Annotated in this window: 12 protein-coding genes; 5 read left to right on the plus strand and 7 right to left on the minus strand. The window is 62.6% G+C overall.

Annotated elements, in window-relative coordinates:
• Window positions 1-83 precede the first annotated feature (83 nt).
• The 7 genes from V6M90_RS19120 to bioB form a co-directional block, all read right to left on the minus strand.
• Complete coding sequence (locus tag V6M90_RS19120; protein WP_003176509.1) at window positions 84-1889, minus strand: phenylacyl-CoA dehydrogenase; 1806 nt, start codon at window positions 1887-1889, stop codon at window positions 84-86.
• Between the two features lie 328 nt (window positions 1890-2217).
• On the minus strand, window positions 2218-2499 hold the full coding sequence (locus V6M90_RS19125) for a hypothetical protein (protein ID WP_003176510.1): 282 nt from the start codon (window positions 2497-2499) through the stop codon (window positions 2218-2220).
• A 105-nt stretch (window positions 2500-2604) separates the two neighbouring features.
• Window positions 2605-3285, minus strand: a complete 681-nt coding sequence (gene bioD / locus V6M90_RS19130; RefSeq protein ID WP_332846953.1) for a dethiobiotin synthase — start codon at window positions 3283-3285, stop codon at window positions 2605-2607.
• On the minus strand, window positions 3282-4094 hold the full coding sequence (gene bioC / locus V6M90_RS19135; protein WP_332846954.1) for a malonyl-ACP O-methyltransferase BioC: 813 nt from the start codon (window positions 4092-4094) through the stop codon (window positions 3282-3284). Before bioC ends, bioD begins: the two co-directional genes overlap by 4 nt.
• Window positions 4087-4818: an alpha/beta fold hydrolase gene (locus V6M90_RS19140; protein WP_332846955.1), complete on the minus strand. Its 732-nt coding sequence runs from the start codon at window positions 4816-4818 to the stop codon at window positions 4087-4089. The genes bioC and V6M90_RS19140 overlap by 8 nt, the downstream gene beginning before the upstream one ends.
• Window positions 4811-5980: an 8-amino-7-oxononanoate synthase gene (gene bioF, locus V6M90_RS19145; RefSeq protein WP_332846956.1), complete on the minus strand. Its 1170-nt coding sequence runs from the start codon at window positions 5978-5980 to the stop codon at window positions 4811-4813. Before bioF ends, V6M90_RS19140 begins: the two co-directional genes overlap by 8 nt.
• 56 nt (window positions 5981-6036) lie before the next feature.
• On the minus strand, window positions 6037-7092 hold the full coding sequence (gene bioB / locus V6M90_RS19150; RefSeq protein WP_332846957.1) for a biotin synthase BioB: 1056 nt from the start codon (window positions 7090-7092) through the stop codon (window positions 6037-6039).
• A gap of 92 nt (window positions 7093-7184) precedes the next feature.
• On the opposite strand from bioB, the gene V6M90_RS19155 reads away from it, so the two are divergent.
• The 5 genes from V6M90_RS19155 (at window position 7185) to rarD (ending at window position 12871) form a co-directional block, all read left to right on the plus strand.
• The gene (locus V6M90_RS19155; protein ID WP_003176516.1) at window positions 7185-7922 is read left to right on the plus strand and encodes a ComF family protein; all 738 of its coding nucleotides are present in this window, start codon (window positions 7185-7187) and stop codon (window positions 7920-7922) included.
• A 52-nt stretch (window positions 7923-7974) separates the two neighbouring features.
• On the plus strand, window positions 7975-8739 hold the full coding sequence (locus V6M90_RS19160) for a TOBE domain-containing protein (RefSeq protein ID WP_332846958.1): 765 nt from the start codon (window positions 7975-7977) through the stop codon (window positions 8737-8739).
• A gap of 80 nt (window positions 8740-8819) precedes the next feature.
• On the plus strand, window positions 8820-10718 hold the full coding sequence (locus tag V6M90_RS19165) for a PhoX family protein (RefSeq protein WP_332846959.1): 1899 nt from the start codon (window positions 8820-8822) through the stop codon (window positions 10716-10718).
• A gap of 170 nt (window positions 10719-10888) precedes the next feature.
• Window positions 10889-11863: a serine/threonine protein kinase gene (locus tag V6M90_RS19170; protein WP_003176519.1), complete on the plus strand. Its 975-nt coding sequence runs from the start codon at window positions 10889-10891 to the stop codon at window positions 11861-11863.
• Between the two features lie 123 nt (window positions 11864-11986).
• Window positions 11987-12871, plus strand: coding sequence for an EamA family transporter RarD (rarD, locus tag V6M90_RS19175; RefSeq protein WP_003176520.1), 885 nt, complete (start codon window positions 11987-11989; stop codon window positions 12869-12871).
• The last annotated feature ends 32 nt before the right edge of the window (window positions 12872-12903 follow it).

The following is a 12903-nucleotide window of genomic DNA, read 5'->3' on the forward strand; positions in this document are numbered from 1 at the left end:
CGCTTCACTGCGGTTTTTTATCGCCCATAAAAAACGCCGCTCCCCAAGGGAAGCGGCGGTTTTCGAAGCTTATCCGGTAAGGCTTAGTAAGCCAGGCCGAAGTCTTCTTCTTTCATGTCCATCAGGTTGCCGGCGCCCGACAGCATGGTGGCCACGTGGGTACGGGTACGTGGCAGGATACGCTGGAAGTAGAAGCGCGCGGTCTGCAGCTTGGCGGTGTAGAACGCTTCTTCGCTGGTGCCGGCAGCCAGTTTTTCGGCCGCCAGGCGTGCCATGTCGGCCCAGAAGTAAGCCAGGCAGGCGTAACCGGAATACATCAGGTAATCCACCGAAGCGGCACCGACTTCTTCACGGTCTTTCATGGCCGCCATGCCGACCTTCATGGTCAACTCGCCCCATTCTTTGTTCAGTGCAGCCAGCGGTGCGACGAACTCTTTGACAGCGTCGTTGCCTTCGTTGGCCTGGCAGAACTTGTGCACGATCTTGGTGAAGCCCTTGAGCGCTTCGCCCTGGGTCATCAGCACTTTACGGCCGAGCAGGTCGAGCGCCTGGATGCCGGTGGTGCCTTCGTACAACATTGAGATGCGGCTGTCGCGAACGTTCTGCTCCATGCCCCACTCGGCGATGAAGCCGTGGCCGCCGTAGATCTGCACACCATGGTTGGCCGACTCAAAACCGACTTCGGTCATGAACGCCTTGGCAATCGGGGTCATGAACGCCAGCAGGCCATCGGCCTGTTTCTTGGCTTCGTCGTCGGTGCCGTATTTAACGATGTCCACTTGCTTGGCGGTGAAGTACACCATCGCACGGTTGCCTTCGGCGAAGGCTTTCATGGTCAACAGCATGCGGCGCACGTCAGGGTGCACGATGATCGGGTCAGCGGCCTTGTCCGGCGCTTTCGGGCCGGTCAGCGAGCGCATTTGCAGGCGGTCGCGAGCGTATTTCAGACCGCCCTGGAAGCCGATCTCGGCGTGAGCCAGGCCTTGCAGCGCGGTGCCCAGGCGAGCGGTGTTCATAAAGGTGAACATGCAGTTCAGGCCTTTGTTCGCCGGGCCGATCAGGTAACCGGTGGCCGCGTCGAAGTTCATCACGCAAGTGGCGTTGCCGTGGATGCCCATCTTGTGTTCAAGAGAGCCACAGCTCACCGCGTTGCGCTCGCCGATCGAACCGTCTGCATTCGGCAGGAACTTGGGCACGATAAACAGCGAGATGCCTTTGGTACCGGCCGGTGCATCGGGCAGGCGGGCCAGTACGATGTGGACGATGTTGTCGGCCATGTCGTGTTCGCCGGCCGAGATGAAGATCTTGGTGCCGGATACTTTGTAGGAACCATCGGCCTGAGGTTCAGCCTTGGTGCGCAACATGCCCAGGTCGGTGCCGCAGTGCGGCTCGGTCAGGCACATGGTGCCGGTCCATTCGCCCGACACCAGTTTGGTCAGGTAGGCCTCTTGCTGCTCGGGAGTGCCGTGCTCGGAGATGGTATTCATCGCACCGTGGGACAGGCCTGGGTACATACCCCACGACCAGTTGGCTTCGCCGACCATTTCGCTCACGGCCAGGCCCAGGGATTCCGGCAGGCCTTGACCACCGTGCTCCACGTCGTGGGCCAGGCTCGGCCAGCCGCCTTCGACGAATTGTTTGTAGGCTTCTTTGAAGCCTGCAGGGGTTTTAACGCCTGACTCACTCCAGGTACACCCTTCGATGTCACCCACGCGGTTCAACGGTGCCAGCACTTGCTCACAGAACTTGGCGCCTTCTTCAAGGATGGCGTCGACCATGTCCGGGGTAGCGTCCTGGCAAGCCGGCAGGCTCTGATAGTGCGCTTCATAACCGAGCAGTTCGTCACGAACGAAGCGAATATCACGCAAGGGGGCCTTGTAGTCAGGCATAGCGATAAACCTCTGCTGATGTAGCTGGAATGAACAACCGCGTGGAATTTATTGTGGCGGTCAAACAGGTGTTTGAAACATACGTTTACGACCTTGGGATGTCAAGCGTCGCTCAGATGCCGTTTGTCATGACACACGTCAACCCAGGCGCAACAAGGCCTGAGGCTGGATGCCACATCAAAGAGGTGTATAGAAAGGGATCGGATTAAAACAGGGCACATGTGGGAGAGGGCTTGCTCCCGATAGCGGTGGATCAGTCAGATAGTGTCGACTGGCACGATACTATCGGGAGCAAGCCCCCTCCCACATATTAATTAGCGCCAGCAGATCAGGCGTAGGTGTCGATCAGAGTACCGAGCATTTCATCCGAAGCCTTGGCGACTTTGACGCCCAGCTCGACCTGAAACTTGCCTTCGGCCAGTTCCACCATATTGCTGGCGGAGTTGGTCGGCTGCCCGCGATTGACCGCCTGCAAGCGGTCATTCTGCGCATCCGAAGGTTGGCTGGTAGCGGCACTGGCGATCTTGCCGGCGGCCTGGTCGACACGGTTCTGCCCGGACTGAATGGTATTCAGGCCCGAATAAAACGCGCTGCTTCCAGAGATGTCCATGGCTAAGCCTGCCTTTAGAGAACCGTGAACGGTGATTGAAGCAGAGATCGTGGCCAAATGCCCGTCAAAAACACTAATGGCACTATGCCTTAGCGATAGCCAAAATCAGTCAAGCCGGTCCAGGTGCAGGTAGTGCGCCACGGCTTCAGCCCCGGCGTGCTTGAGTTTGGGCACACGTCCCAGGCATGGCGCGGGCAACCGCTCAGCGAGGGTGGCGAGGTTTTCTTCCAGACGGGAGGTCTTGGGGTCGATGATATTGGCCACCCACCCCGCCAACGGCAAACCGTCCCGCGCAATGGCTTCGGCGGTGAGCAAGGCATGGCTGATGCAGCCCAGGCGCACCCCCACCACCAGGATCACCGGCAGTTTGAGCGCCATGGCCAGGTCCGAGAGGTTGGCCTGGTCCGCCAAGGGCACGCGCCAGCCGCCGGCGCCTTCGATCAAGGTGAAATCCGCCTGGTGCGCCAGAATTTGCTGCATGGGTTTGAGCAACGCTTGCACCGTCAGCGCAACCCCCGCCTCGCGCGCCGCCAAATGCGGTGCGATGGCCGGCTCGAACGCCACTGGATTGACCTCGGCATAACTCAACGGCAACGAACACTGCGCCAGCAGCGCCAGCGCATCGGCGTTGCGCAGTCCGTTGGGCGTGAGCGTGCAGCCGGACGCCACCGGTTTGCCGGCCGCCGTGCTTTTGCCGGCTTGACGCGCGGCATGCAAGAGGCCGGCGGCGATGGTGGTCTTGCCCACATCGGTGTCGGTGCCGGTGATGAAATAAGCGGCGCTCATAAAGGTTTCTCCAATACGGCATACACCACTTGGTAAGTCGCCGGCAGGCCCTGGACCTGGCGCAACTGTTCATACGCTTGCACCAGTGCGCTAATCCGCGCGCGGCCCGTCAAGCCGCCGGGGCGGCCCGGGTTCAGATTATGCGCGCCGAGGGCCTTCAATTCGTGGGTCAGGCTGCGCACATCCGGGAAATGCAGCACATGGGCCTGACGCTCCAGACTGACCACGCGCAAGCCACTGGCGGCGCACAAGTGCTGGTAGGCCTCGAAGGTACGGAAGCGGTTGACGTGCACCAGGCCATCGACGGCGCGCCAGCTCTCGCGCAGTTCATCCAGGGTGCCCACGCACAAACTGGCAAAGGCCAATACCCCGCCCGGTTGCAACACGCGCAAGGCCTCGCTGAGCACGGCGTCGAAATTCGCACACCATTGCACCGCCAGGCTGGAGAAGAGCAGCTCGAAGCTGTCAGCCTTCAGCGGCAAGCGCTCCGCATCGCCGGCGATAAAGTGTTCGGCACCACCCAACGGCCGTGCGTGCTCCAGCATACCCTCGGCAATGTCCAGCGCAACGCCTTGGCCGACAGGAAAAAAACCGCCCAGTACACGGCTGAAATAACCCGTGCCGCACCCCAGATCCAGCCAGCGATGTGGCGAAATGGCTTCTGGCAGGCGATTGAGCAACTCATGCCCCACTGCCCGCTGCAACTGGGCCACGCTGTCATAACTGGCGGCCGCACGGGAAAACGACGCCGCCACCAGGCGCTTGTCCGGCAAGGCCCCTGGCAATGAGGGGAGGGATAAATCAGTCATCAACACACTCATGCAAAAAAGCCTGTATGGCACCCGCCACACCGTGGGGGTCCTCCAGAAGAAAAGCGTGACCGGCCTGTTCAATCAGGCCGACTTCTACATCGGGCAGCAAAGCCAACAGCGCGCCGGCCGCTTCGGCGGGCACCAACTCGTCCATTCCGGCAAACAGGTGCAGTTGGGGGCCCCCATAAGCCTGCAAGGCCTCGCGGGTATCCAGTTGCGCAAGCAGCTCAAGGCCGGCCATCAGCCGGTTGGGCGACGTATCTGGCGCACCACTGACCAACAATCGCCCGAGCCCGCGCGAGTCTTCGGCGCCTTTGGCACACAACAGTCCGAAGCGCCTGAGGGTGACCCGAGGGTCGGCATGGCAACCGGCGAGGAACGCCTCGAAGGTCTCGCCGGGCATTGCACTCGGCCAACCGTCACGGGCGACAAAACACGGGTTGCTCGCCAGGGTCAGCAGGCCCCGGCAACGCTCGCCGCGCCGTGCCGCCAGCTCGCCAGCCAGCATGCCGCCAAGGGACCAGCCGCCCAGCCAGGCGTTATCCGGCAATGTGGCATCGAGTTCGTCGAGCCATGCCTCCAGGTCGCTGGAATCCAGTGCGGGCAACGGCTCCACGCACACCCGCAGGTGTTCATCCAGGCCTTGCAAGGCGGCGACCAACGGTTCCAGCGGCGAAATGCCAAGGCCCCAGCCGGGCAGCAGTATCAGTTGATCACGCATGGGCGGGCTCCAACTGCAAACACCCTTCCAATGCGTTCAACAATAACTGCACCTGCGCCGCGCTATGGGCCGCGGTCAAGGTCACGCGCAGGCGGGCACTGCCGGCGGGCACGGTCGGTGGGCGGATCGCGGTGACCATCAGGCCGCGCTCGCGTAGCCGCTGGGATAAACGAACGGCCCTGGCGCTGTCACCGACCAGGATCGGTTGGATCGGTGTGAAGCTGTCCATCAGTTCCAGCCCAAGCTGCTCGGCGCCCTGGCGGAATTGGCGAATCAGCCCATTGAGGTGCTCGCGCCGCCAATGTTCGGTGCGCAACAGCGTCAGGCTTTTCAGCGTGGCGCAAGCCAGCGCCGGCGGTTGGCTGGTGGTGTAAATGTAGGGACGGGCGAACTGGATCAGGCTTTCGATCAGCTCTTCACTGCCGGCCACGAACGCGCCGGCGGTACCGAAGGCCTTGCCAAGCGTGCCGACCAATACCGGCACGTCCTTCTGGCTCAAGCCGAAATGCTCGACGATCCCACCGCCGTTGGCCCCCAGCGGGCCGAAACCATGGGCGTCGTCCACCATCAACCAGGCGCCTTTGGCCTTGGTTTCTCGGGCCAACGCGGGCAGGTCGGCCAGATCGCCGTCCATGCTGAACACGCCGTCGGTGACCACCAGGGTGTTGCCGGTGGCTTTCTCCAGGCGCTTGGCCAGGCTGGCCGCGTCATTATGCAGATAGCGATTGAACCGCGCGCCCGACAGCAAGCCGGCATCCAGCAGCGAGGCATGGTTGAGGCGGTCTTCCAGCACCGTATCGCCCTGCCCCACCAATGCCGTGACCGCGCCCAAATTGGCCATGTAGCCCGTGGTAAACAGCAACGCACGCGGGCGACCGGTCAGGTCGGCCAGGGCTTCTTCAAGTTCATGGTGCGGCGTGGCGTGCCCGACCACCAAGTGCGAAGCGCCGCCGCCCACGCCCCAACGGGATGCACCGGCGCGCCAGGCTTCGATCACCTGCGGATGATTGGCCAGGCCCAGGTAGTCATTGCTGCAAAATGCCAACAGCGGCTGGCCGTCCACCACCACTTCAGGGCCCTGGGGGCTCTGGAGCAGGGGACGATGACGGTAAAGGTGTTCGGCACGGCGGGCAGCGAGGCGCGCGGCGAGATCGAAAGACATGCAGGCCTCGGACTAACAGGATTAACTCGGTCAACAATGTGGGAGGCGCATTTCAATCAAACGACAGCGTTGTAGAACTGCTCGCTGCTCTTCTGCTCCACCAACGCCTGCTCGATCGCCGCCTGGTGCACTTCATCGGCGTGCTCTTCACGGGCTTCCGGCAGGATGCCCAGGCGCGCGAACAGTTGCATGTCCTTGTCGGCCTGCGGGTTGGCCGTGGTCAACAGTTTGTCGCCGTAGAAGATTGAGTTGGCGCCGGCAAAAAACGCCAGGGCCTGCATCTGCTCGTTCATCGCTTCACGGCCGGCCGACAGCCGCACATGGGATTGCGGCATCAGGATGCGCGCCACCGCCAGCATGCGGATGAAGTCGAACGGGTCGATGTCCTCGGCGTTTTCCAACGGCGTACCCGCAACCTTCACCAGCATGTTGATCGGCACCGATTCCGGGTGCTCCGGCAGGTTGGCCAGTTGGATCAGCAGGTTGGCGCGATCGTCGAGGGACTCGCCCATGCCGAGGATACCGCCCGAACAGATCTTCATCCCCGACTCACGCACGTAGGCCAGGGTTTGCAGGCGCTCGCCGTAGGTGCGGGTAGTGATGATGCTGCCGTAGAACTCCGGCGAGGTGTCGAGGTTGTGGTTGTAGTAGTCGAGGCCGGCTTGGGCCAGCGCTTCGGTCTGGTCCTGGTCGAGACGACCGAGGGTCATGCAGGTTTCCAGGCCCATGGCCTTCACCCCTTTGACCATCTGCAGCACGTAGGGCATGTCCTTGGCCGACGGGTGCTTCCAGGCCGCGCCCATGCAGAAACGCGTCGAGCCGATGGCTTTGGCGCGGGCGGCCTCTTCGAGGACCTTCTGCACCTCCATCAACTTTTCTTTTTCCAGGCCGGTGTTGTAGTGGCCCGACTGCGGACAATATTTGCAATCTTCCGGGCAGGCTCCGGTCTTGATCGACAGCAGGGTCGACACCTGCACCCGGTTGGCGTCGAAATGCGCGCGGTGCACAGTCTGCGCCTGGAACAACAGGTCATTGAACGGTTGCACGAACAGTGCTTTGACTTCGGCCAGGGACCAATCGTGACGCAGGGTGGCAGTGGTGCTGGCGCTCATGGGCAATTCCTTGGTTATGCTTGGGCTGGCGCTGCGGGAAGGGCAATACCCACAGGCACGACACGGATGCTCGGCATATTTAAGGAAGATTCATGCACTGTCAACCGAAGTACAAACACCAAGTTTACATCTGGTTAAAAAACATACAGACATGTTTAATCTGCGATGAGCCCACCGAAACGGCCGATTCGGTGTGCAACGCCTGCGAAACCGAGCTGCCCTGGCTGATGGAGCACTGCGAGGTCTGTGCGCTGCCCTTGCCGATGGACGGTCTGGTCTGCGGCCAATGCCAGCAGCAACCACCGGCCTTTAAACAGGTGGTCGCCCCTTGGACCTACAGCTTTCCCGTCGACAGCCTCATCAGCCGCTTCAAGCATCAGGCGCGCTGGCCTCTCGGGCATCTGCTGGGGCGTTTATTGGGACAACACCTGCAACACCGCTTCGACAACACGTCACTGCCCCGCCCGCACGCATTACTGCCGGTGCCCATGGCGCGCAAACGCCTGCGCGAACGCGGCTATAACCAGGCATTGATGCTGGCGCGCTGGCTCAGCGCCGACCTGAACATTGCCTGCGATGAACACCTGTTATTACGCCCCCATGAAACCGTGGCGCAGCAAGCGCTCGACGCCAAGACCCGCAAACGCAACCTGCTCGGCGCGTTTGCCCTGGCGGCCGACGCCCAGGTGCAAGACCGTCACTTCGCGTTGGTGGACGACGTGCTCACCACTGGCGCCACCGCCCACAGCCTGGCGCGCCTGTTGATAAACGCCGGCGCCAGGCAAGTCGACGTGTACTGCCTGGCCCGCACGCCCAAGCCAGGCACTTGACTCTCATGCCCGCCAGCCGCAACGTCCACTTATTCCACAGCAGTGTGCGCCCATGTCTCTACCCCCCTCTCTCAGCCAACATATCGTTCGCCGCCCCCAGCGCATCGCCCTGCTCGCGCATATCGCCGAACAGGGCTCCATCACCCGCGCCGCCAAGAGTGCCGGGTTGAGCTACAAGGCGGCCTGGGATGCCATCGACGAGTTGAACAATCTGGCGCAAAAACCCCTGGTGGAACGCAGCGTCGGCGGCAAAGGCGGCGGCGGTGCCAGGCTCACGGCCGAAGGTGAACGGGTACTGCGTCTCTACCAGCGCCTGCAAGTGCTGCAGGCCCAGGTGCTGGGCTCGGACGAGGCGGCCAGCGACTTCAACCTGCTCGGTCGCCTGATGTTGCGCACCAGCGCGCGCAACCAGTTACACGGCCAGGTCATTGCGATTGAACGCCATGGCCGCAACGACCTGATCCGCCTGCAACTGGCGGGCGGGCTGACGCTGGATGCCCACATCACCCACGACAGCACCCAGCGGCTGGAGCTGGAGTCGGGCGTTGAAGTGGTCGCGTTGATCAAGGCCGGTTGGCTGGAGTTGCTCGCGCCTCATGACACTGCAACACCTGGACACAATTGCATGAGAGGCACCGTCGACACCCTTCTCGATGCCGAGGACGGCCCCAGCGAAGTGCGCATCGTCCTGCCCAATGGCCAGGTTTTGTGCGCATTGGCCCAGCCTGACGCACTCAAGTCCATGGGCGTCGCCGATGGCGTGGCGGTCCGAGTGCAATTCGCTCCCGGCCATGTACTGCTCGGCACACCGGTTTAAACCTCGCCCGTCTTCAAACCGCAACAATTTCGTCACAGCGGCTGCTTAAGGTGTTCGCAAAAAGCACGCAAGGAGCCGTGATGAGCCTGTTAGAAGAAAACCAAGCCACCGACCTCGAACAGATGGTCGGCCTCACCCGCCGCCGCTTTATCGGCGCCGGCGCCCTGTGCGGTGCCGCGATGTTCCTGGGCGGCAACCTGCTCAGCCGCAGCGCCCTGGCCGTGAACGCCGCGTCCGCCAGCCCGCTGTTGGGTTTCACCAGCATCGCCGCCGCCACCAGCGACACCCTCACCTTGCCGCCGGGCTACAGCGCTTCGGTGCTGATCAGTTGGGGCCAGCCGCTGCACAAGAACGCCCCGGCGTTCGACCCGTCCGGCAACGGCACGGCCAAGGCCCAGGAGCAGCAGTTCGGCGACAACAACGATGGCATGAGCCTGTTCGCCTTCCCCGGCGACGACAACCGCGCACTGATGGCGATCAACAACGAATACACCAACTACCGTTACCTCTACGCCCACGGCGGCGCGCCGCAATCGGCCGAAGACGTGCACAAGGCCCAGGCCAGCGAAGGCGTGTCGGTGATCGAAGTACGGCGCAAGGGCGACACCTGGCAGTTCGTCCAGGACTCGCGCTACAACCGGCGTATTCATGGCAACTCGCCGATCCGCCTCAGCGGCCCCGCCGCCGGCCACGACCGGCTGAAAACCAGCGCCGACAAAACCGGCAAAAAAGTCCTCGGCACCTTCCAGAACTGCGCCAACGGCAAGACGCCGTGGGGCACTTACCTGACCTGTGAAGAGAACTTCACCGACTGCTTCGGCAGCAGCAACCCACAACAAGCGTTCGATGCCGGGCAGAAACGCTACGGCGTGGTCGCGGCCAGCAAAGACATCAACTGGCACCTGCACGACCCGCGCTTCGACATGGCCAAGAACCCCAACGAACTCAATCGCCATGGCTGGGTGGTGGAAATCGACCCGTTCGACCCGCAATCCACCCCGGTCAAGCGCACTGCCCTGGGCCGCTTCAAGCACGAGAACGCGGCGCTGGCCGAAACCCGCGACGGCCGCGCCGTGGTGTACATGGGCGACGATGAACGCGGTGAGTTCATCTACAAGTTCGTCAGCCGCGACACGATCAACCACAAGAACCCCAAGGCCAACAAAGACCTGCTCGACCACGGCACTTTGTATGTGGCGATCTTCGACGCGGGCGACGGCGATGCCGATCATCCAAAGGGCAAAGGCCAGTGGATCGAGCTGACCCATGGCAAAAACGGCATCGACGCAAGCACAGGCTTCGCCAGCCAGGCCGAAGTGTTGATCCACGCGCGCCTGGCCGCCAGCGTGGTCAAAGCCACGCGCATGGACCGCCCGGAATGGATAGTGGTCAGCCCCACCGACGGCCAGGTCTATTGCACCCTGACCAACAATGCCAAGCGCGGCGAAGACGGCCAGCCGGTGGGCGGCCCCAACCCACGGGAGAAGAACGTCTACGGCCAGATCCTGCGCTGGAAAGCCAATGCCGATGACCACGGCGCAGCGGACTTCAGCTGGGACCTGTTTGTGGTGGCCGGCAACCCAGGCGTGCACGCGGGCAAGCCCAAGGGCGGCTCGTCCAACATCAACCCGCAGAACATGTTCAACAGCCCCGACGGCCTGGGTTTCGACAAGGCCGGGCGCCTGTGGATCCTCACCGATGGCGACTACAGCAACGCGGGTGACTTTGCGGGGATGGGCAACAACCAGATGCTTTGCGCTGACCCGAGCACCGGTGAAATCCGCCGCTTCATGGTCGGGCCGGTGGCGTGTGAGGTCACGGGAATCAGCTTCTCGCCGGATCAGAAGACGCTGTTCGTGGGGATTCAGCATCCGGGCGAAACCGGTGGTTCGACCTGGCCGGAGCATTTGCCCAATGGCAAGCCGCGTTCGTCGGTGATGGCGATTCGGCGGGATGACGGCGGGGTCGTCGGCGCCTGACAGGGCCTCATCGGAGGCAAGCCCCCTCCCCACATTTGAAATGTATTCACAAATCAAAGTGTGGGAGGGGGCTTGCTCCCGATGGCAATAGCACAGCCACCACCTATCTCTGGCCCGGTGCGTTACCATACCGGGCCGGACGCGGCGACCTGCTGCGCGCAGGAGTTCGCATGGCCCACCCGTTTGAAACACTTACCCCCGACCTGGTCCTCGACGCCGTCGAAAGCATCGGTTTTCTCAGTGATGCTCGCATCCTGGCGCTCAACAGCTACGAAAACCGCGTCTACCAAGTGGGTATCGAAGACTCCGAACCGCTGATCGCCAAGTTCTATCGTCCCCAGCGCTGGACCAACGAGGCGATCCTCGAAGAACACCGCTTCACCTTCGAACTGGCCGAATGCGACGTGCCGGTGGTGGCGCCCCTTATCCACAACGGCGCAAGCCTGTTCGAACACCAGGGTTTCCGCTTCACCCTGTTTCCCCGGCGGGGCGGCCGTGCGCCGGAGCCGGGCAATCTCGATCAGCTCTATCGCCTCGGGCAATTGCTCGGGCGCCTGCACGCGGTGGGCTCCACCCGCCCGTTCGAACACCGCGAAGCGTTGGGCGTAAAAAACTTCGGCCACGATTCCCTCACCACCCTGCTCGAAGGCAATTTCATTCCCAAGAGCCTGCTGCCGGCCTACGAGTCCGTGGCCCGCGACCTGCTCAAGCGCGTGGAAGAGGTGTACAAGGCCACGCCGCACAAGAACATCCGCATGCACGGCGATTGCCACCCCGGCAACATGATGTGCCGTGATGAGATGTTCCATATCGTCGACCTGGACGACTGCCGCATGGGCCCGGCGGTGCAGGACTTGTGGATGATGCTCGCCGGCGATCGTCAGGAATGCCTGGGGCAATTGTCGGAACTGATGGACGGCTACCAGGAGTTCCATGACTTCGACCCGCGCGAGCTGGCACTGATCGAACCGCTGCGCGCGTTGCGCCTGATGCACTACAGCGCCTGGCTGGCGCGGCGTTGGGACGACCCGGCGTTTCCGCACAGCTTTCCGTGGTTCGGCAGCGAGCGGTATTGGGGGGATCAGGTGCTGGCGTTGCGCGAGCAGCTGTCGGCGCTCAACGAAGAACCCCTGAAACTCTTCTGACCGCTTTGGCTTTTAGCGTGGGAGGCGGCTTGCCCCCTCCCACATGAAACAAAGCAGGTCCCACGGACTGACAAATATCCTTACAATCACGCCTTTGTCAGCTGCCCGAGCAAGGATTCTGCAATGCACGCCGCCAACCCCCGCAAGGGGTACATCCTGGGCCTGAGCGCCTATGTCATCTGGGGCTTGTTCCCGCTCTACTTCAAAGCCATCGCCAGCGTACCCGCCGCCGAGATCATCGTGCACCGCGTGCTGTGGTCGGCGCTGTTCGGCGGTTTGCTGTTGATGGTGTGGAAGCACCCCGGCTGGTTCCGCGAGCTGCGCGACAACCCCAGGCGCCTGGCGATTCTGGCCTTGAGCGGATCGTTGATTGCGGCCAATTGGCTGACCTACGTGTGGTCGGTGAACACCGGGCGCATGCTTGAAGCGAGCCTGGGTTATTACATCAACCCGCTGGTGAATGTGCTGCTCGGCATGCTGCTCCTCGGCGAACGCCTGCGTCGTTTGCAATGGGTAGCGGTGGGGCTGGCCGCCGTGGGTGTGGCGCAGCAGGTGTGGCAGGTCGGCAGCTTGCCGTGGGTGTCGCTGGCGCTGGCGCTGACCTTTGGCTTCTATGGCCTGATCCGCAAACAGGCCCCGGTCAAGGCCCTGCCGGGCCTGGTAGTAGAAACCTGGATGCTGGTGCCGATTGCCGTTGCGTGGTTGCTGTTCAATCCGACGGCCCACAGTGCGCAGCTTGAGTTCTGGAGTACGTCCGAAGCCTGGTGGCTGGTGGCCGCTGGCCCGGTGACGCTGATCCCGCTGGTGTGCTTCAATGCCGCCGCGCGGCATTTGCCATACACGGCCCTGGGCTTCTTGCAGTACGTGGCGCCGACCCTGGTGTTGCTGGAGGCCGTCTTGTTGTTCGGTGAACACCTGGCCCCAAGCACGCTGCTCGCCTTCGCCTTTATCTGGGCCGGCCTGGTGGTCTACAGCGTGGATGCCTGGCTGACCGTGCGCAAACGCTGATCAAATAACGTACAGACCTCTGCAAACCACAG

Origin of the sequence: Pseudomonas lactucae (genome assembly GCF_036688725.1) — a bacterium.
Taxonomy (GTDB): Bacteria; Pseudomonadota; Gammaproteobacteria; order Pseudomonadales; family Pseudomonadaceae; genus Aquipseudomonas; species Aquipseudomonas lactucae.